The sequence below is a fragment of the uncultured Henriciella sp. genome (assembly GCF_964005855.1).
Taxonomy (GTDB): domain Bacteria; phylum Pseudomonadota; class Alphaproteobacteria; order Caulobacterales; family Hyphomonadaceae; genus Henriciella.
The window spans coordinates 146,886-165,999 of record NZ_CAXFSW010000004.1 but is presented as its reverse complement, the minus strand read 5'-3'; the positions used below and the strand labels follow the sequence as shown (position 1 = coordinate 165,999).

16 protein-coding genes and 2 tRNA genes are annotated in these 19,114 nt (G+C 62.7%); 17 read left to right on the top strand and 1 reads right to left on the bottom strand.

Translation table 11 applies throughout. From position 1 onward, the window contains the following. Window positions 1-89 precede the first annotated feature (89 nt). From ABNU55_RS08465 to ABNU55_RS08385, 17 genes are all read left to right on the top strand, one after another. Window positions 90-165: transfer RNA gene (locus tag ABNU55_RS08465), tRNA-Thr, on the top strand. Between the two features lie 220 nt (window positions 166-385). Beyond that, the gene (locus ABNU55_RS08460; RefSeq protein ID WP_290750584.1) at window positions 386-1,288 is read left to right on the top strand and encodes a hypothetical protein; all 903 of its coding nucleotides are present in this window, start codon (window positions 386-388) and stop codon (window positions 1,286-1,288) included. A gap of 391 nt (window positions 1,289-1,679) precedes the next feature. Then, window positions 1,680-4,544, top strand: coding sequence for a hypothetical protein (locus ABNU55_RS08455; protein WP_290750587.1), 2,865 nt, complete (start codon window positions 1,680-1,682; stop codon window positions 4,542-4,544). 113 nt (window positions 4,545-4,657) lie between these two features. Next, complete coding sequence (locus ABNU55_RS08450; RefSeq protein ID WP_290750589.1) at window positions 4,658-7,357, top strand: TonB-dependent receptor; 2,700 nt, start codon at window positions 4,658-4,660, stop codon at window positions 7,355-7,357. Window positions 7,358-7,460: 103 nt separating this feature from the next. Next, window positions 7,461-8,333 carry a type II secretion system protein N gene (locus tag ABNU55_RS08445; RefSeq protein ID WP_290750592.1) on the top strand — a complete coding sequence of 291 codons (873 nt, stop codon included), beginning with the start codon at window positions 7,461-7,463 and terminating at the stop codon, window positions 8,331-8,333. A gap of 4 nt (window positions 8,334-8,337) precedes the next feature. After that, window positions 8,338-10,278, top strand: a complete 1,941-nt coding sequence (gspD, locus tag ABNU55_RS08440) for a type II secretion system secretin GspD (protein WP_290750594.1) — start codon at window positions 8,338-8,340, stop codon at window positions 10,276-10,278. Between the two features lie 35 nt (window positions 10,279-10,313). Then, window positions 10,314-11,810 carry a type II secretion system ATPase GspE gene (gene gspE / locus ABNU55_RS08435; RefSeq protein ID WP_290750597.1) on the top strand — a complete coding sequence of 499 codons (1,497 nt, stop codon included), beginning with the start codon at window positions 10,314-10,316 and terminating at the stop codon, window positions 11,808-11,810. 2 nt (window positions 11,811-11,812) lie between these two features. Next, entirely contained in the window at window positions 11,813-13,027 is a 1,215-nt protein-coding gene (gene gspF, locus ABNU55_RS08430) for a type II secretion system inner membrane protein GspF (protein ID WP_290750600.1), read from the top strand. Between the two features lie 21 nt (window positions 13,028-13,048). Further along, complete coding sequence (gene gspG, locus ABNU55_RS08425; RefSeq protein WP_290750603.1) at window positions 13,049-13,507, top strand: type II secretion system major pseudopilin GspG; 459 nt, start codon at window positions 13,049-13,051, stop codon at window positions 13,505-13,507. A gap of 24 nt (window positions 13,508-13,531) precedes the next feature. After that, window positions 13,532-13,999, top strand: a complete 468-nt coding sequence (locus tag ABNU55_RS08420) for a GspH/FimT family pseudopilin (protein WP_290750606.1) — start codon at window positions 13,532-13,534, stop codon at window positions 13,997-13,999. Further along, on the top strand, window positions 13,983-14,390 hold the full coding sequence (gene gspI / locus ABNU55_RS08415) for a type II secretion system minor pseudopilin GspI (RefSeq protein ID WP_290750609.1): 408 nt from the start codon (window positions 13,983-13,985) through the stop codon (window positions 14,388-14,390). Before ABNU55_RS08420 ends, gspI begins: the two co-directional genes overlap by 17 nt. Continuing rightward, window positions 14,387-15,019 carry a type II secretion system minor pseudopilin GspJ gene (gspJ, locus tag ABNU55_RS08410; protein ID WP_290750612.1) on the top strand — a complete coding sequence of 211 codons (633 nt, stop codon included), beginning with the start codon at window positions 14,387-14,389 and terminating at the stop codon, window positions 15,017-15,019. The genes gspI and gspJ overlap by 4 nt, the downstream gene beginning before the upstream one ends. Further along, window positions 15,016-16,014, top strand: coding sequence for a type II secretion system minor pseudopilin GspK (gene gspK / locus ABNU55_RS08405; protein ID WP_290750615.1), 999 nt, complete (start codon window positions 15,016-15,018; stop codon window positions 16,012-16,014). Before gspJ ends, gspK begins: the two co-directional genes overlap by 4 nt. Window positions 16,015-16,017: 3 nt before the next feature. Further along, window positions 16,018-17,184 carry a type II secretion system protein GspL gene (gspL, locus tag ABNU55_RS08400; RefSeq protein ID WP_290750617.1) on the top strand — a complete coding sequence of 389 codons (1,167 nt, stop codon included), beginning with the start codon at window positions 16,018-16,020 and terminating at the stop codon, window positions 17,182-17,184. Beyond that, window positions 17,181-17,675, top strand: a complete 495-nt coding sequence (gspM, locus tag ABNU55_RS08395) for a type II secretion system protein GspM (protein ID WP_290750620.1) — start codon at window positions 17,181-17,183, stop codon at window positions 17,673-17,675. The genes gspL and gspM overlap by 4 nt, the downstream gene beginning before the upstream one ends. A 6-nt stretch (window positions 17,676-17,681) precedes the next feature. Then, window positions 17,682-18,434 carry a type II secretion system protein N gene (gene gspN / locus ABNU55_RS08390; protein WP_290750622.1) on the top strand — a complete coding sequence of 251 codons (753 nt, stop codon included), beginning with the start codon at window positions 17,682-17,684 and terminating at the stop codon, window positions 18,432-18,434. Further along, window positions 18,431-18,967 (top strand): hypothetical protein, encoded by a 537-nt coding sequence (locus ABNU55_RS08385; RefSeq protein ID WP_290750625.1) that lies wholly within the window; start codon window positions 18,431-18,433, stop codon window positions 18,965-18,967. Before gspN ends, ABNU55_RS08385 begins: the two co-directional genes overlap by 4 nt. Before the next feature lie 41 nt (window positions 18,968-19,008). On the opposite strand, the gene ABNU55_RS08380 is transcribed toward ABNU55_RS08385, so the two are convergent. Continuing rightward, window positions 19,009-19,084: transfer RNA gene (locus ABNU55_RS08380), tRNA-Asn, on the bottom strand. Between the last annotated feature and the right edge of the window lie 30 nt (window positions 19,085-19,114).

Sequence of the window (19,114 nt, the reverse complement as noted above, 5' to 3'; positions counted from 1 at the left end):
CGCCGCGCCAGGGCCAGGCGGGGCGCTGCGATGAGATTGCAAAGGAATCTTGCCCCTCGCCGCGGCACCGCGTAAAGGGCGGAGCAGGCGCCGGTATAGCTCAGCTGGTAGAGCACCTGATTTGTAATCAGGGGGTCGGGGGTTCAAGTCCCTCTGCCGGCACCACCGTCACCATTGGGAATTGTGGCGGAGGGTGCTTTTTCATTCTCACACGCCATTCTCACATCTGTTCTTTCGTTTCACCGGCCTTGCGGAGGCGCGGCGCTGGGCTGGGCACAAAACGCGGCCTGATGCATTCCTTCATCTGCAGTGCGTGTTGCGAAACCGTCATATGGGGCAACTAGAGAGCGCACACATTGCGGGTCTGGAAGAGGGAGCCCTTAAAATGAAGCGCACCGGAATTTTTGTCAGCCTCCTCGTGCTTGCAGCCTGCGGCGCGAAAGTGCCCGAGATCGACACGCCGACCCCGGTCCTGCCGGATGCCGAGGCGCCCACAGTTTTCACGCGCGCTTTTGGTCTTACCGAATCCCCCGATGGCAATATCCGCGTCTTTGCGAAGGAAGCGCGCGACAAGACGCACCTCTATGAAATGCGCAAACACGCCGACGGCACCTGGTCAGAGCCTGCCCAGCTGGAGTTTCCCGCCCGCATCAAGCTGACCACACCCTCCTTCAGCTTTGCAGATGGCATGCTCTATTATTCCTCTGATCAGGACATACTGGAGCGCGGCCAGCGCGACGCCAATATCTGGCGCGTTGCGCCGACGGAAGACGGCTGGGGTGAGCCCGAACCTCTGCCGGCCTCGATCAATACGGGGGCAGACCAGCTTAATCCGGCCATGGATGAACAGGGCCGTCTCTATTTCACCGATAATGGCTATGACAGCGAGGGCGGTCACGATATCTTTGAGGCTGCGCGCGAGGGTGAGGACGGGGCCTGGGAAATCTCCCCCATGCCGGAGGGCTTCAACAGCTTCCGCGCCGAGGCACATCTTGCTGTCACGCCGGACGGCAATCGTCTCTTTTTCTACAGCCACCGTCAGCCCAAGCTCGGCAGTGTCGATATCTGGACGGCTGAGCGCGGCGCCGATGGCACCTGGCAGGCGCCGCAAAATCTTGGCGAGCCGGTGAACACATCAGGTATCGATTTTGGCGCTGGACTGTCCGGGGACGGATCGATCCTCTTCTTCTCGCGCGACGGCGAACTGATGATGATCTCGCTCGATGCGGCTCTGGCGGGTGTCGGAACCTTGGGCGGCGAGGACGCCGGCCAGAGCGCATCCGATTGATTCCTGTCAGCGCAATTGCCGCGTAATGGGGATCCAAAGGTGTGAAAAAAGGACGAGGGCCGTGATGGCGGCTTCGTTTTCCACGTGTTCCAGAATGGATTGCGCGCAGCTGATCAGATTGTGCTGCTGATTTCCAGTCCGCATGAGGACGGTTTATCTTTATTAAAATCTGTTAACTGCTGAATACTTCATTCAATAAAGTGTATAATTAACAGATCACGATTATTTTCTTTGATTTAAACAATGACACAAATGTGACAGTAAATGTGAAGCTTTTATGATGTCGCAATACTGTCGTTGAGCTATGTCATAGCGCCCCCTGAGTGAGGGAATCGGCGCGGCCGCTCCCGCTCCATGTGATGGATCTCAGTAACCCTGAAGGGGGCTTCTTATGAATAAGGCGACCACATTGCGTCTTGCGTTTACGACAAGTGTGCTGGCACTTGCCGTGGCAGCGTGTTCCGACACCGATATTTCTTCACCGGGCGCACCCGTTCCGCCGCCTCCGCCGCCGCCAACCGCTCCGCCGCCGCCTCCGCCCCCAGCCGCGTCGACGATCCAGCTCGTCCCGACCGCCGGTTGTCCGGCAAGCACCACGCAGATCACACTGGAAGCGATCGCGTCTGAAGGCTTCTCGAGCGTAGATGTCTGCGCCATCGGCGACGCCGCCGGCACAGAGACCACGATTACATCTGACGTTACCATCCCTGCGGGTGTGACTGTCGCCATTCGCGGCGCGGTCTTCATCGGTGAAGATGGTGGCACCCCTGCAACGCTGACCCTGAATGAGGGCGCACGCCTCTTCGGTGCCGCTGCGACGGGTACGGGCGATGGCTCGGACGACTATGTCGTCATCACGCGTGGCTCCGACATCGTCGTTAATGGCACCGAGACGGCGCCGGTCCGTATGACCGCCCGCGCGGCCCTCAATGACGAGGAAGTTGGCTCCAGCCTGATCGAGGAAGGCACCAACGCCCAGTGGGGCGGCCTGATCATCAACGGTTTCGCTCCGATCAACGCCTGTATTGAAGCAACGGCCGCCGGCGGCTCTGCTGACTGTGAAAAGTCTGGCGAGGGCAGCTCCGGTCTCTTCGGCGGCGCTGACGCAGCCGACGACTCCGGGTCCATCGATTACCTGACCGTTGAATATGCCGGCGCACGCCTCACCAATGAAGACGAGCTGAACGGCATCGCCTTCCAGGGTGTCGGCAGCGGGACCAGCGTTTCCCACGTTCAGGTCCATAACAATCTCGATGACGGCATCGAATGGTTCGGCGGTACGGTTAGCGCTCGCTATGTGGTCATCACCGGCGCGGGCGACGACTCGCTCGACTGGACTGATGGCTGGCAGGGCAACCTGCAATACGCCGTCGTCTATTCCGACGTTCCGTCCTCTGGCGACCCGCGCGGCATCGAAGCCGACAACCGCGATGGCGACAATGACAAGACGCCGTTCTCCGCGCCGAATGTTGCAAACTTCACCCTTATCGGATCGCAAGGCAATCAGGGAGGTATCGTGCTTCGCCGCGGCACCCGTGGCACGGTCGTCAACGGCATCGTTTCCGGCGGTTACACGCCGGGTCTCGATATCGACAGCGACCAGACCTACACCAACCTCGCCGACGGCACGCTGAAAGTGGCATCGCTCTTCATCGACGCAGCAAAGACGCTGGCCGACGATGCGGACGACACAGCCAACAACCTTTCCACCTATGCGGCCAACAACAATATCGTTGGCGGTGAGAACTCGCTACGCGAGCGTTTCTTCCCGGGCACGCAGGAGCTGGCTGTGCCTGTCTCCAACGACCTGGATGCAAACCCGTTCTTCGACGACGTCTCCTATATCGGCGCATTCTCGGGCACCGAAACGCGGGCCAGCAACTGGGCGAGCTTCGCGCAGACCGGTACGCTCTTCGCTCCGATTGGCTGCCCGACCGGTACGACGGAGAATGGCACGCTGGACGGCAAGCGTCTCTGCCAGATCCCGGGCGGTAACCTCACCTCGAACCTCACCCTGTCGAACGGCGATGAGCTTATTTATGAGCTGAACGGCGTCGTCGGTGTCGGTGTCGACCTCGGTCCTGATCCGGCCGCGCCTGTGCCGGGCGGTATCTCCGCGACCCTTACCATCGAGCCGGGCGTCACTGTCGTCGGTGCGGATGAGGACGCCTATCTCATCGTTCGCCGCGGCTCGCGCCTTGTAACCAACGGCACGGCGACGGCGCCGGTCGTCTTCACGGCAAAGAGCGCTATTTCGGACCCAAGCTCGATCACCAACGCCACCAAGGGTATCTGGGGCGGTCTCGTGATCAATGGCCGCGCGCCGATCAATGCCTGTATCGAGGCGAGCGCAACGGGCGGCACCGTTGATTGTGAAAAGTCTGGCGAAGGTGCGTCCGGCCTCTTCGGCGGCGCAACCGCTGACGATGACAGCGGCCGCCTGCGCTACACCCGCGTCCAGTATGCCGGTGTGCGCCTGACCAATGATGACGAGCTGAACGGCATCGCCTTCCAGGGTGTCGGCAGCGGCACCGAGGTCAGCTATGTCCAGGTTGCGAACAACCTCGACGACGGCATCGAATGGTTCGGTGGCACGGTTTCGGCCGACCACGTCGTGATCACCGGTGTCGGCGACGACTCGATTGACTGGACCGATGGCTGGACCGGCTCGCTGCAATACGCAATCGTCTATCCGGGCGTCTCGCCGAACATGTCAGGCGATCCGCGCGGCATCGAAGCCGACAACCGCGACGGCGACAATGACAAGACGCCATTCTCGGCGCCGAACCTCTCCAACTTCACCCTGATCAATTCGGGTGACAGCGCGACCCAGCAGGGCATCCTGCTTCGCCGCGGCACGAGAGGCCTCATTGCCAATGGTATCGTCGTTGACTGGTCCACCGGTCTCGACGTGGACAGCACGCAGACCTTCACCAACTATAATGATGGCACCCTGCAGATTAAGTCGCTGTTCCTCGACAACACGACCAACTTCGACACGGACACCGATGGCGTGCCGTCCTTCACGGCATCTGACAACATCGTCACCGGCACCAACTCGATGGGCGGCTTCACCTTTGTTCCGAACGCGACAGGTGTCGTGCCGGGCGGTACCGAGCTTGCCGTGACGCCGTTCTCGGTCGCCGGGAACGGGGAGCTTGAAGCGACCTCGCACATCGGTGCGGTGGCTGACGGATCCGATAACTGGTTCCGCGGCTGGACCGTCGACATCACCGGTGCAGAGACCTCCAACTAGGTCTGATCCAACGATCGGGGCAGGGCGGTCTCCTGAAAAGGGCTGCCCTGCCTCATCACATTCTGTCGCTCATTCGAGAGGCCTGAGGGGCCTCTCCGCCCGAGGGGGAAGTCATGAAAAAACCCGCAAATTACCTGCGCTATGTGTTGCTTGCCGGTGCATCCGCAGCGTGTCTCGCCTCCACATCGGTGGCGCAGGACACCACAGGCCAGGATACGACCGCAAACGAGGACTCCGGAGAAGAGCTTCGCCAGGAGAGCGTGGTCGTTCGTGGCCAGTTCATTCCCGATGAAAAACGCTCGACCTCAGAGGTCTCGAGCCTCATCGATGCCGGCGATTTCCAGGTCACCGGCGACAGCGATGCGGCTGCCGCTCTGGCCCGTGTGGCCGGTATCTCGACCGCGCAGGACCGCTTTGTCTATGTCCGCGGCCTCAATGAGCGCTATTCGAGCGCCACGCTGAACGGCTCGCCGCTGCCGAGCCCCGAGCCGCTGCGCCGCGTTGCGCCGCTCGACCTTTTCCCAACCTCGGTGCTGGAAAGCATCCTTGTCCAGAAGACCTTTTCGCCGCAGCTGCCGGGTGAGTTTGGCGGCGGTCTTGTCGATATCCGCACCAAGGCCCTGCCGGACGAGGCTTTCTTCGAAATCTCGGCTTCGGTCTCGGGTGATACGGAAACAACTTTCCAGGACGGGCTTCTCTATGATGGCGGTGATCTGGATTTCCTCGGCATCTCCGACAGCCAGCGTGACATCCCGGACATTCCGGAAGACGGGGTCGATGCCAATTTCGCCCGCGCGCTGACGAACAATTCAAGCCTTCTCATCATCCAGGAAGGCACCGTGCCGGTTGATGTCGGCTTCAGCATGTCGGGCGGCAACCGCTATGATCTGAACCAGGACATCTCCATGGGTCTGATCGCGGCGGCCTCCTATTCCAATGACTGGCGCACCCGCAAGGGGACGCGGGGGTTTGCCGACAGCGCCGGCGACGGCCTCAGCGAGCGGTTCAGCTATGACCTCTACTCGACCGAGAACTCGGTCGATGTGAACGGCTTCGTGTCGCTTGGCTTCGATCTCTATGACAATCACGAGATCAAGGGCACAGCCCTCATCGTCCGCTCTACCGACAAGGAAGCCCGCACCGTTCAGGGGATCGACTTCGACGACAATTTCGAGCGCAATGACAGCATTGAGTGGTTTGAGCGCCAGCTCTGGACCACGCAGCTGACGGGGTCGCACTATTTCCCGAACCTGATGGACCTCAATATTGACTGGCGCGCCTCCTATTCCGAAGCGCTTCGCGATGCGCCTTACCAGTTCAATATCCTCTATCAGGACTCCGGCAGCGGCCTGCAGACCCTGTCCAATGCGGCCGACACCACGTTCGGCTTCAGCCGGATCGATGACGACTCGACCGATCTCGGTATCGATGCGGAGCTTCCGCTGACCTTTGGCGGCAGCGACTGTACCTTCTTCTGCGAAACCGACCTTCGCGCCGGTTATGCCTATACCGAGAATGACCGCAGCGCGACCTCACGTCTCTTCGCGATTGAGGGTCTGCCGACCTCCAGCACGCGGATCGACTATCTGTTCAACGATCTCGCCGGACAGGGCGTGCTGGATGCAAGCTCCATTGGCGGCACAACTTTCCCGGAACGCTATCTGGCGACGCTGGAAATCGATGCCGGCTATGTTGGCCTCGATACCCAGATCACGCCCTATATCCGCGGTGCCATCGGCGCCCGTTATGAGCGCGCCATAGAGGTTGTCGATACCCGCGTGCTCGGCGCCGATCTGGCTGACAATTATGTCGAGGCCTGTATCGACCGCCAGGCTGACCAGAGCTGCGAGCCGACCGAGGATATCCTGCCGGCCGCGACGATCACCTGGAACCCGTTCGAGGACCTGCAGGTCCGCGCTGGCTACTCCGAGACCGTCACGCGGCCCCAGTTCCGCGAACTCGCGCCGACGGAATTCCTCAACACCGAAACCGATGTGAACTTCATCGGTAACCCGTTCCTGATCAATGCCGAGATCAAGAACTATGACATTCGCGGCGAATACTATTTCGGCCGCGACCAGTTCATCACCTTCGGTGTCTTCTACAAGGATATGGACCGTCCGATCGAGGAGATTAACCAACGTCAGGGCGACACGCCGAAGACGACCTTCGTCAACGTGCCGAGCGCCGAGCTTTACGGTGCAGAGATCGAGTATGAGCAGGTCCTGCCGCTCTATGACAAGTTCGGCTGGGGCTTCTTCCGTGACCGCGACCTCACGGTAAAGGCCAACTACACCTGGTCCGACTCCGAGGTGTCTGCAGGCCGTAACCCCAATGCGGTCGGTCTCAGCAGCAGCGAGTTCTGTATCCAGTTCCGCGATGAATGCGTCATCACCAATGAGCAGCCGCTGGACCCCGAGCCCTTCTTCCTGCCGGGCGCCGGCCTGATCGAGGATGGCCGCCAGCTTCAGGGTCAGTCCGAGCATCTGGCGAACTTCCAGCTCATCTATGAAGACGTCGACGCCATGCGCGAGATCAGCCTTCTGGTGAACTATGCCAGTGAGCGTATCCGTTCGGGTGAGGCGCTCGCGCTGAACATCCCGGCGATCATGGAAGAGCCGCCGACCACGCTGGACTTCGTCTGGAACCAGGGCTTCATGGCCTATGGCGGCGAGTATGAATTCTCCTTCAAGGTTGAGAACCTGCTTGGGGATGAATACGAAGCCTATCAGACGGCTGGCGGTGACCGCGTGGATGTCGATGTCTACGAGATCGGCACCTCCATCGGCTTCGGTCTGAAGCGCCGTTTCTAGGGCAGGGGGCGCGAGGGGCGTCCCGGGCTGTTCCGGCCTGCAAGTTGAGTTATACCGGATCGGGGGCAGGGTCATCCTGCCCCCGGACCTCTTGAGGGATCATATGAGTTTCGAGGGACGATTTTCACTTCCCGCAGGCGCCGGACGCCTCATCGAAGGCGTGCGTCTGGCTTTGCAGTTCGTGCTCATTGTCCTGCTGGCCGTAATCGCCGCACGAATTGGCTGGCTGATCATCGCGCCGAATGACGCGGTGTCCACGCTGACGCCTCGCCCGCTGCCAAGTCCGATCCAGCAGACGACACGGGCAGATGTGCGGGGCGATCTCAGCCTTCTCATGACAACCAACCCGTTCGAAGCCTCCGGCCGCCCGGCGGACGCCGTACCCGATGCGCCAGAAACCACGCTGAATTTGCGTCTGGTGGCAATCTTCATGTCTACAGACCCAAGCGCGGATTCCGCCAGCATCGTTACGCCGGACAATCAGACCGTGCGTGTGCAGCCGGGGGAGGAGTTCCTGCCCGGTGTAAGTCTCGTCCGCGTGCTGAGCGACCGGGTCATCATTTCGCGCGACGGGAATGAAGAGACCCTGATGCGCGGCGGACGGGAGGCGGGGCTTTCGGTAATTTCTGACGCCGGGGAGGTGGCCGACGCGCCTTCAACGGTCGAGGCGCCTGGCTCGGCCATGTTTTCGCCGGGCGTCAGCGCCCGCACGCTTCTGGCGAGCATGACGCCCTCCGCCGAAATGCGCGACGGTGTTGTTGAGGCTTTCGTCCTCAGTCCGCGCAGCAATCCGCAGCTCATGCGCGATGCGGGGCTGGAGCCGGGCGACAGGCTGGTGCGCGTCAATAATCAGCGGGTGGCAGACTTTGATGCCGCCGCGCTTGCTGCAGAATTGGGTTCGTCTGAAACCGTCAGCGTGACAGTGTTGCGCGGCGGGCAGGTGCGGACCTTCGATATCCGTTTCGAGGAGGGATGAGGCGATGAGGAAACTCCTCACGACACTGGGCCTGATGGCCCTTGCCGCAACAGCGGGCACAGCCAATGCGCAGGCTGACCGCCATGTGCTGAGCCTCGATGATGTCGAGATCACGGCGCTGATCGACGATGTATCGACGATCACCGGTTATACCTTCATCCTGCATCCCGACGTTGGCCGGACCCGGGTCACGGTCCTGTCGCGCACGCCCATGACCACAAATGAAGTGTTCGAGGTTTTTCTCTCGACGCTGCGGGTCAATGGGTTCGCCGCCATCCCGGCGGGGCGGGGTGTCTACCGGATCGTGCCGGAAGCCCTTGCTGTGGGCGAAGCCGGCGGCGCGGCGAGCGGGCCGAATGCCTTTGTTACCCAGGTCTTCACGCTGGACAGTTTCGGCGCGGTGGAAGCAGCGCAGATGCTGAAGCCGATCATCGACGCGCAGGGACAGGTTGTCGCCAATGCCCGCTCCAATTCGGTGGTGGTCGTGGATTACGCGTCCAACATGCCGCGCGTACGCGAAGTCATCCAGTCGCTCGATACCGCTGACCGCAGCGAGGTTCAGACCGTCTCCCTCTCCAGCGTACCGGCCCGTGAAATGGAAGGAATCCTCACAGACCTTCTCGGCACGCAGGACGGCAACCCGCGCCAGAATTTCGAGGTGACGGCCGCCCAGACCAGCAATTCGGTCATCATTCGTGGCGACGCGCCAACCGTTGCGCGCGCCGTTCAGGTCGCCAGCGAACTCGATGCGGCCGAACCGACGCGCGACAATATCCGGGTGCTGGAACTCAACAATGCGAGCGCCGAAGAAATCGTGCCGGTGCTGGAAAAGATCGCCGCCACCATGGCCGATCAGCGAAGCCCCGCCGAGAATGCCGCGCCACCTGCGACCATCGCCGCCCATGTCGAATCCAACTCGCTGATCATAAGCGCGACGCCGGACACACTTCTGGCCATGGAACGTGTGGTCGACGCCCTCGACCAGCGCCGCGCGCAGGTCCTCGTAGAGGCGATCATCGTGGAAATGTCGGACGATACGGCGCGCGAGCTGGGCGTGCAATTCCTGCTCTCCGGGACCGGCGACTCAACGACACCTTTTGCCTCGACCAATTTTTCGCGCTCGGCGCCAAACCTTCTCGCGCTCGCCGGCGCCATCATCGACCCTGACCTTGGCGGTGACGGGGACGGCGAAGGGGGAAGCAACCAGTTCACGAATGCCGCGGTCAATTCGCTCCTGGGAACGAACGGCACACTGTTCGGCGTAGGCGGCCAGGATGGCGACACGCTGTTCGGCGCCATCATCAACGCCGTCGAACAGGACACCAATTCTCGCGTGCTTTCGAAGCCCTTCAACATGACGCTCGACAATGGCACCTCAGAGCTTCTGGTCGGCCAGGACGTGCCCCTGACCTCAGGTGAGGTTCTGGGCAGTGACAATACCAACCCGTTCCGAACGGTTCAGCGAGAGCAGGTCGGTGTGAAGCTGGAAGTGACCCCGCGTATCTCGTCGGACGACACGATCCGGCTCGACATCTATCAGGAAGTCTCCAGCGTCGATGACTTTATCGGTGGCGGCGCCTCGCCAGACATCATCCTGAATACGCGCGAGTTCCGCACCAGCCTTCTGGCCGACAATGGCGAGATCATCGTGCTGGGCGGCCTCATCGAGCAGACCGACGCCATCGTGAATTCCAAGGTGCCGTTCCTGGGCGACATCCCCGTGGCCGGAAACCTCTTCAAGTCCGAAGGCCGGTCGAATACGCGCACAAATCTGATGATCTTCATCAAGCCGACCATTGTGCGCGACCGCGGCTCTGCCAATGCGGTGACGGCACGTAACTACAACTATATCCGCGCGCAGGAGCTCCTGCGCGGTGAACAGGCGGGTGTGAGCATCGATACTTTCCTCGATGAGGTGCTCGGACCAGTGGCAGATCCGGAATAAGGCGGCAGGCGAGCTCCGCCCGCCGACTGTAGAAGATGAGCGATACGTCGACAGAAACCCGCACACTCACCTACGCCTTTGCGCGCGACAAGGGCCTCGTTGTCATGGGCGAGGTGGATGGCGCGATCAGCCTTGGCGTGCGTGCAGGCGCCGACCCGATGGCCATTGTCGAGGCACGCCGTGCCCTCGGCCGCACGCTTCGGTTCACGCCGCTTGATGCCAGCCGCTTCGAACGTGAGCTCTCGGAAGCCTATGCCCGCAGCGCCATCGAGAATGAGGAAGCTGACGCCGCCATGGACAGCCATGGCGACCTGCACGCCCTGATCGACGACATTCCGCAAACCGCCGACCTGCTCGATGGCGACGACGACGCGCCGGTCGTGCGCCTGATCAACGGCCTCATCTACGAAGCCGTCAAGCGCCGCGCCTCGGACATCCATATTGAGCCGCATGAGGACAATCTCTCGGTGCGCTACCGGATCGACGGCGTCCTGCAGGAAGTCCTCACCCCTTCGCGCAAGCTCGCCGCGCCGCTGACCAGCCGGGTGAAAGTCATGGCCCGGCTCGACATTGCCGAAAAACGCATTCCCCAGGATGGCCGCATCTCGCTCTCCATTGGCGGTCGCTCCATCGATGTGCGCGTCTCGACGCTGCCCTCGCGCTATGGCGAGCGCGTCACAATGCGCCTGCTCGATACGCGCAATGCACTGCTCGGGCTTGATGAGCTTGGCATGGACCCGGAGACGCTGGCGCGGTTCCGTTCGGTGCTGGCCCAGCCGAATGGCATCACCCTGGTCACAGGTCCCACGGGGTCTGGCAAGACGACCACGCTCTATTCCGCGCTCTCGGTACTCAATAATGGCCAGCGCAATGTCATGACGCTCGAAGACCCGATCGAATATGGCCTTGAAGGCATCAGCCAGACGCAGATGCATCACCGCGTCGGGCTCACCTTTGCTGCCACCTTGCGGGCCATCCTGCGCCATGATCCGGATGTCGTCATGGTCGGGGAGATCCGTGACCTTGAGACCGCCAAGGTCGCCTTCGAATTCTCGTCAACCGGGCGCCCGGCGCTTTCGACCGTCCATACCAATTCCTCGGTCGGGGCGATCCAGCGTCTGCGTGACATGGGGATTGAGCCTTATGTGATCGCCGCCACCATGCGCGCCGTCCTCGCCCAGCGCCTGGTGCGCAAGCTCTGCGACAGCTGCAAGGCCCCGCATGAAGCGACAGCGGAGGAAAAGGCGATGTTCGGTATTCCGGCTGAAGAGGCGCACGACTTCTACCGCCCGGTCGGGTGCATGGCGTGCGCCCAGACCGGCTATGAAGGCCGCCTCGGCGTCTATGAGCTCCTCCTGGTCGATCAGGAGATGCGCCGGCTGATCCGCGAAGACGTCTCGGAGGATGAGCTGGAAACACATGCCTTTGCACAACACGACACGCTCTTCCGCAACGCGAAGCGCTATGTCGTGGCCGGTCAGACCAGTGTCGAGGAAGTGTTGCGCGTCTGCCGCAAGGACGAGGACGCCTGATCATGGCCGTCTTCGACTATCAGGCGATTGGAACGGACGGGAAGAAGACACGCGGCGTCATCACAGCTGACTCGCCGCGCGCCGCCCGCAAGGAGCTGCGCCTGCGCCAGCTCTCTCCGCTGAGCATCGCAGAAAGCCGTCAGTCGAAAACCGGGACCTCTGTCACAGGTCATGACCAGAAACTCCCCGGTAGCGATCTTGTCGTCGCGACGCGCCAGCTTGCGCTTCTGGTCAAGGCCGGCACGCCTGTTGAGGAGGCCATCGGCTCTGTCGCCGCCGAAGCGGAAAAACCGGCCACGCGAAAGGTCTTTCTCGGCGTGCGGTCTTCCATCACGGACGGCTATTCCGTGCCGGAGGCTCTGAACACAGCACCGAAAGCCTTTCCGCCTTTCTATCGCGCGGTGGTCTCTTCCGGTCAGTCTTCGGGCCGTCTGGACGAGGTGCTGGAACGGCTTGCCGTCCACCTCGAAAAGTCGCGCAAGATGCGCAACAAGATCATGTCGGCGCTGATCTACCCGATCGTCCTTTCCGTGATCGCCCTGATCGTGGTCACGCTTCTGATGGTCTTCGTCGTGCCGTCCATCGTCGAACAGTTCGACACGCTGGGTCAGGACCTGCCATGGCTGACGGACGCGGTCATTTCCATCTCTGCCTTCCTGCGCCAATGGGGGCTTGTGGTGCTTGTCCTCATTGTGGCGGGCATCTGGGGGCTGCGCCGGCTTTTCCGGCAGCCGAAAATCGCTGAAGCGCGTGACCGCTTCATCCTCTCGCTTCCGGTCATCGGCCGTCTGGCGCGCGGTGTCTCTGCGGCCGCTTTCGCGCGCACTTTTGCCACCCTGTCGGCGTCCGGCTCTCCCGTGCCCGATTGTCTGGGCGCGGCGCGCGGCGCGATGTCGAATGCCGTTTTCCGCAAGGCGACACTGTCTGTGCGCCGGCGTGTGGAGGAGGGCACCAGCCTTGCCCGCGCCATGCGCGCCGAAATGGTCTTCCCGCCCATGCTGCTGCATATGGTGGCCAGCGGCGAACGCGGCGGGGACCTTGCCGGGATGATGGAGCGGGCGGCGGACTATCTTGAGGATGAGTTCGACAATGCCTCCACCGTGGCGCTCGGCCTGCTGGAGCCGATCATGATCGTGTTTCTCGCCGGTATCGTGGCGCTGATCGTGCTCTCCATCATGCTGCCCATCCTGCAGATCAACCAGCTGGCCATCGGCTAGCCCCTCAACGGAGACGTCCAGATGATAGAAGACGCAAGAAAGAAACAGGCGAAGCGCTCGAAAGAGGCGGGCTTCACGCTGACAGAGATCATGGTCGTGGTGTTCATCATCGGCCTTCTCTCATCTGTCGTCCTGTTCAACGTGCTCGGCGCGCGCACCGATGCGCAGGTCAAGACCGCGCGCACCAATGTTACCGCGCTCAGCAATGCACTCGAACAGTACAGCCTCGACATGTACGACTATCCGACCCAGCAGCAGGGCCTCGACGCGCTGGTGAATGAGCCAGACGATGCCAGCGGGGCAGGCACATACAGGCGCGGCGGCTACATCAATTCGGTTCCGCTCGACCCATGGGGCCGGCCCTTCATCTACAAACGCCCCGGCGAAAAGTCCGGCCGCGCCTATGACCTCTATTCGCTTGGCGCGGACGGTCAGGAAGGCGGCGAGGATGAGAACGCCGATATCGGGAACTGGAACTAGGGTTTGACGGCGGGGCAGGGCCATATGTTGAGGCGCGATGCAGGCCTGACACTGGTGGAGATCCTTGTCGTGATCTTCGTCATGGGTCTGGTCAGCGCTGTCGCCGTGATGACGCTGCCGGCCCGCGAGACACCGTATGAGCGGGCCGTCCGGGAGGTCCAGTCGGCGCTGAGAGACGCCCAGGACCGCGCCGTGCTGACCGGCGAGGTGATCGGCGTCCAGCCGACAGAGCATGGCCTCGACCTCCTCAGCTGGACGGGTGAGGAGTGGCTGCCGCTGCGCGCAGACAGGCTAAGCCTGCCAGACGGTGTGAGGCTTGAAGTGGTGGGCGCGGAAGACGACCGCCGCGATCACGACGAGATCCCCCAGCGTATCGTCTTCAATCCGCTTGGCGCCACCCAGCCCGTCCACCTCGCCGTGACCTGGCGAACCTACGCCCAGCGTCTCACCCTCATGCCGGATGGGGAGGTGGTCCATGGCGCATCCAGCTAGATCCCCGGCCGCCGGGGAGCGCGGCTTCAGCCTTGTCGAAACCGTAGCTGCGCTCGGCATCCTGTCGCTGGCGGCGGTTCCGCTCATGCAGGTTGCGACCGGCGCGGTCCAGAATACCGCCCGCCTTGAATCCCGGCTGCTGGCACGCACGACGGCTGAAAACGTGCTGGCCCGCGCCATGTCGGACCCGGACCCCGTGGAGATCGGTGTCAGCGCCGGCACCGAGACCCAGATGGGCCGCGATTATGCCTGGGAGCTGAATGTGCTCCCGACAGGCCGCGACGCGCTGGTCCGGATGGAAGTCTATGTGCATGAGGCCGGGGGCCAGCAGGTGCTTGCGCGCCTCATGACGTTGAAGACGCTGCCTTCGCAGCCTCTGGTGGACGAATGAGACAGGGCCCCGAAAGCTGCGAGGCTGGCTTCACGCTGGTCGAGACGCTCGTCGCGCTGCTCATCCTGTCGATGATGGCTGTCGCGGGCGGCAGCCTGCTTCTGCGTGCCACGGATGCGGGAAAACAGGTGCGCGACCGCGAGGCCGTCCTCCGCGAGCTCGATATCGCCCAGGCCTTCATCCGCGACGATCTTGAGGCCGCGACGCTGCGTGCCGCCGAAACGGCAGATGGGCGGGGCGGCCTGCAGATCATGACCGGCGGTGAAACCAGCCAGACCGATGCGCTGATCAGCTTTGTCCGCAATGGCTGGATCAATCCGGAAGCCGCCGCAGAGCGCTCCGGCCTGCAAGCTGTCCGCTATGTGCTGAGCGAGGAGGGCGAGCTTATCCGTGAGGCGAGCCTGCGTCCGGATCCGACCCGCTCGACAGAGGTCACGCGCCGCGTCCTCCTCTCGGGTATAGAGTCGGTGGATCTCACTTTCTGGCAGGGCAATCAGAGCTCGACCTATTGGGAAGCTGCCCCCGGTGGAGCCAGGGCCGCGCTGCCGCGGCGGATCGAGATGCAGATCCGCTTGGACGAGCGCCGTACACTGACGATTTCAAGCCTCGTGGGAGGTCCTGGATCATGACGCGCCCGGCAAAATCTTCAGAACAAGGCGTCGCGCTCGTCACGGTACTGATGATCGTTGCTGCCATGTCCACCGTGGCTGTGACGCTTTCCTCGACCGTCCTGTCCACAACCAGCCGGGCCCGCGCCATCGACGCGGCGAGTCAGGCCGACTGGCTGGCGCTGTCATCGGAGGAATTTGGCCGCGTCCTGATCGGTGAGATGGTCGCGCAGACCGAAGGCCAGCTCTTTGCGGGCATGCCGGGCCTGGATGACCCTGTTCGGTTCACCGTGGAAGGCGGCCTCATCACCCTCAGCGGACGCGATGGTGGCAATTGCTTCAACGTCAACCAGCTCGGCGGCCGCGCGGCTACAGCAGAAACCCAAGGCGCACCGGTGCAGCAGGCAACGCCGCAGGAAGACTATGAAAAGCTGCTCGAGCTTGCCGATATAGATGCAGGCAACCGGACAGGACTTGTGGCGAGCCTCGCGGACTGGATCGACGCCGATCAGACACCCGGTCTCAATGGCGCCGAGGATGCGTTCTATGCGTCGCCGGGTCTCAATTACCGCACATCCGGCCAGCCCATGGCAGACATCAGCGAATTGCGCGCGGTGCGCTATTACACCCCGTCCGTATACGATGCGTTGAAGCCGCTCCTCTGCGCCATGCCAGAGGCTGCGCCCATCCCGCTCAATATCAATACGCTGGAAGAGGCGCAGGCCCCCCTCCTGTCGCTGGCCTTTTCCGGCGCGCTCAGCGTCAACGACGCACGGGACCTCATCTTCCAGCGCCCACTCGGTGGCTGGCAGAGCTTGGAGAGCTTCCTTGCCGAGCCTGCCGTCAAGGAGATCGCGCCGGAGCTTCGGCGCGAGAAGATGCTGTCGACACAATCTGCCTACATTGCCATGCAGGCGGCAATCGATTTCAGGGGCATCCGCCGCCTTGTCGATATTGTGTATGAGCTTGATGGCACGCGTCCGGCAAAGACAGTATGGCGGGAACGGAAAGGATAGGATTTGGCCGACCTCTTCATTCTCCTGCCCGAAGCCATGGATGGCGCGCCGCTTTATGGCTGGCGCCAATACGGCCGCTGGGCGACGGGTGAGGCGCCGCCTGCCGGTCTGACAGACCCTGCAGCCGTGGCCTTCGTTCCGGGCACATCGGTCACGCGGCATGAGGTCCATATCGCCGCGCGCAAGCCCTCCGAAGCAAGGCAGGCGGCCCTTTTTGCCATTGAGGACGATGTCGCAGAGCCCGTGGACCGGCTTCATATCGCGCTTGGCACGCCCGGAGAAAATGACCAGCGGGCCGTTCTGGTTACGTCAGCGGCCGATATGGCGGCCTGGACAGCCTGGCTTGCAGCAAACGGCTATCCCAGCGCGGACCTTGTCGCGGCCCATAGCCTCATGCCGGAAAACGCCGATCTTTATGAGGCTCCAGGCGAATATCTTGTCCGCAAGGAGGGCCGGGTCTTTGCAGTCGATGAGCAGACGCCGGAGGATCTTCTTCAGCTTCTTGCGCCGCAGCCGCCCGGCGCGGTCTATGGTGCCCAGCTGGCACGCAAGCTCGGCACGGTCCCGGCAGGGGAGGGGGCGCGCGATCGCGCTGCCTATCTTCAAATGCTGGCGGAGGGCTATGAGGCGGCCACGCCGGGCAGCCTTCTCTCGCTTCGCCAGGGCATCTACGCCATCCGCAGTCCGTTCAGCCTTGGCTGGGCACGGCGCTGGGGGCTCGTCGGCGCTCTGGCGGCAAGCGTGCTGGTCCTGTGGCTTGCCAGCGTGGCGCTGGAGACATCGGCCTATCGCAGCCAGACCGATGCGCTGCGCACCGAAACAGCACGCATCGTCAATTCCGCCGTCCCGGCCGCGAATGGGAATGTTCAGGAGGCTCTTGCCACCCTGCGCCAGACCCAGCGCACAGGCGCGGCCTCCGTTCGCGCCACCATGGCGTCCGCTGCCCTGTATGAGGCGCTGGGCGAGAGCGACAATGCCGAGATCCGGTCCATGCGCTATGATGCGGCCAGCGGCCAGCTCACCGCGCTGGTCGTCATCGCCAATTATGCCGAGGCCGATGCCATAGCCGGGCGTCTGGAAGAGGCGGGCCTGAATGTCCGGCTCGGGCAGGCCCGCCAGACGGGGGAGCGTGTACTGGGCGAATTCGTGATTGAGGGGGCGGCGACATGAAGGACTGGTGGAGCGGCCTCAGCCTTCGCGAACAGGCGCTGATCGGCGCGGCCGGCGCGCTGCTGGTTCTCGTCATCTTCTGGTATGGCATTGCCTCGCCTCTCTTCAACGCCCGCGCCGAGGCACGTATGGCACGCCAGACCGCCGCTGATGAGCTTGCTCAGGTCGAACGCCTGCTCGCGGTCCAGAGGGCGCGTATGCCGCTCTCCTCCAGTACAACCTCCGCTGGCCGGGCGCCTTATGCGGGCGATGCCTTCAAGACCGAAGTCACCCGCGCGGCGCAGACCGCCGGTCTTGCGATCTCGCGCCTGCAGGGCGGTGAAGCGGGGCGCTTCTCGCTTGTCTTCGAGCAGGCCGATATCCGCCAGCTCTATTACTGGATGAATGAGATAGAGACTCGCCTTGGCGGGCGTATTGAGCGGATGAGTATCGACCAGGCCTCGAATGATCGCGTGCGGGCCACCATCGATGTCGCGGCGGGAGGAAGCTAGGAGCCCATGCGTATTTTACTTATCCTTGCGGCCCTTGTTGCGCTTGTCTGGGCCGGGCTCTCGCAGATCCCGCTCGGATTTGCTCTGCGTCAGGTTCCGCTGAATGCGATGGGCGTGAACTGGACCCAGTCAGAAGGCACAGTCTGGAACGGGCGGATCATGGGCGTCTATCTCAACGGCCAGCCCGTCGGCGACATCGATGTGGCGCTGCAGCCTGTCTCGCTTCTGCTCGCCCGCCCGAAGGTCGATCTGCAGTGGGGCGGCGCGGGTGGCCGCGGCGCGGGGTCTGTTGCGATGCATGGCGACATCCTTGAAGCCAGCGACCTTCGGATGGAGCAGAACATTTCTGCCCTTGAAAGTCTTTCGCCGGAGGTGCGCGCGATTGGCGGCACCTTACGGCTCAGCCAGGGCGCGGTCCGCATTGAGGGGCGGGACTGCACATCGGCCACAGGACGGCTGAGTTCGGATACGCTTTCCATCGCAGCAACCCGGTTCGACCGCGAATTCTCGGAGCTGACAGGCTCGCTCGATTGTGTGGACGGGGCCTTCAGCATTGCCATGAACGGATCAGGCCCGTCGGGCGATACCGTCGCGGTCGATGCCGATGTAAGCCTCTATGGCCGTTCGCAGATCGAAATCGTCGCCAATACAAATGATGATGAAATAGAGACGCTGCTCGCAAATGCCGGCTTTGCCCGCCAGAATGGCGTCTGGACATATACACGTGAGACCGGCGCCATGGGGCAGGGGGCACAATGACCATCAAGAGAACATGTCTGACACTCGCTGCCGCGCTCGCCTTCCTTGGAGGCTGTCAGAGCGTTGAGGGCGAGAGCGAATCGCCCGCGCGCCCCGAACCAGCCCGTCAGGTCTCGGCGGCTGAGGCGGCCCTTGCCGCGAAGGGCCTCGCCCCCGCGGTCAGCGTCATTCCCCAGTCCGGCATCGGCGCGCAGACGCTTGCCAGCGATGAATGCGGTCTCTTCCTGTGGAGCAAGACCGATCCTGACCGGCTCATCTTCTTCCAGCGCGCAGCCAGCGGACAGGCCCGGCTCAAGATTGCCGATGAGACCGTGGACGCCGTTCAGGCCTCGAATGGCGGCAGAATCTTCGGGCAGTTCATGACAGAGCAGCTCTTCCTCGCGCCGGGCGGCGAACAGGTCGAGGTGCGTTTCGAGCCGGGAGAAGAGCTTCAGGGCGGCCAGCGCATTGAGGATGGCCGCATGACCATCACCGCCGAAGAGGGCTGGCGCACCGTCATCCCCGTGCTCGGGGTACGTGCCTGCAAGCCCTGATCATTCAGGGTTCAGCATCATCACATTTTGGGGAAGGAAAGTGGCTCCGCGAGTAGGACTCGAACCTACGACCGGGCGATTAACAGTCGCCTGCTCTACCAACTGAGCTATCGCGGATCACTTGCGAGACGGCTCCAATACCAGAGC

Coding starts and splice junctions, on each gene's coding strand:
- ABNU55_RS08460 (WP_290750584.1), top strand. CDS start 386: ATGAAGCGCACCGGAATTTTTGTCAGCCTCCTCGTGCTTGCAGCCTGC.
- ABNU55_RS08455 (WP_290750587.1), top strand. CDS start 1,680: ATGAATAAGGCGACCACATTGCGTCTTGCGTTTACGACAAGTGTGCTG.
- ABNU55_RS08450 (WP_290750589.1), top strand. CDS start 4,658: ATGAAAAAACCCGCAAATTACCTGCGCTATGTGTTGCTTGCCGGTGCA.
- ABNU55_RS08445 (WP_290750592.1), top strand. CDS start 7,461: ATGAGTTTCGAGGGACGATTTTCACTTCCCGCAGGCGCCGGACGCCTC.
- gspD (WP_290750594.1), top strand. CDS start 8,338: ATGAGGAAACTCCTCACGACACTGGGCCTGATGGCCCTTGCCGCAACA.
- gspE (WP_290750597.1), top strand. CDS start 10,314: ATGAGCGATACGTCGACAGAAACCCGCACACTCACCTACGCCTTTGCG.
- gspF (WP_290750600.1), top strand. CDS start 11,813: ATGGCCGTCTTCGACTATCAGGCGATTGGAACGGACGGGAAGAAGACA.
- gspG (WP_290750603.1), top strand. CDS start 13,049: ATGATAGAAGACGCAAGAAAGAAACAGGCGAAGCGCTCGAAAGAGGCG.
- ABNU55_RS08420 (WP_290750606.1), top strand. CDS start 13,532: ATGTTGAGGCGCGATGCAGGCCTGACACTGGTGGAGATCCTTGTCGTG.
- gspI (WP_290750609.1), top strand. CDS start 13,983: ATGGCGCATCCAGCTAGATCCCCGGCCGCCGGGGAGCGCGGCTTCAGC.
- gspJ (WP_290750612.1), top strand. CDS start 14,387: ATGAGACAGGGCCCCGAAAGCTGCGAGGCTGGCTTCACGCTGGTCGAG.
- gspK (WP_290750615.1), top strand. CDS start 15,016: ATGACGCGCCCGGCAAAATCTTCAGAACAAGGCGTCGCGCTCGTCACG.
- gspM (WP_290750620.1), top strand. CDS start 17,181: ATGAAGGACTGGTGGAGCGGCCTCAGCCTTCGCGAACAGGCGCTGATC.
- gspN (WP_290750622.1), top strand. CDS start 17,682: ATGCGTATTTTACTTATCCTTGCGGCCCTTGTTGCGCTTGTCTGGGCC.
- ABNU55_RS08385 (WP_290750625.1), top strand. CDS start 18,431: ATGACCATCAAGAGAACATGTCTGACACTCGCTGCCGCGCTCGCCTTC.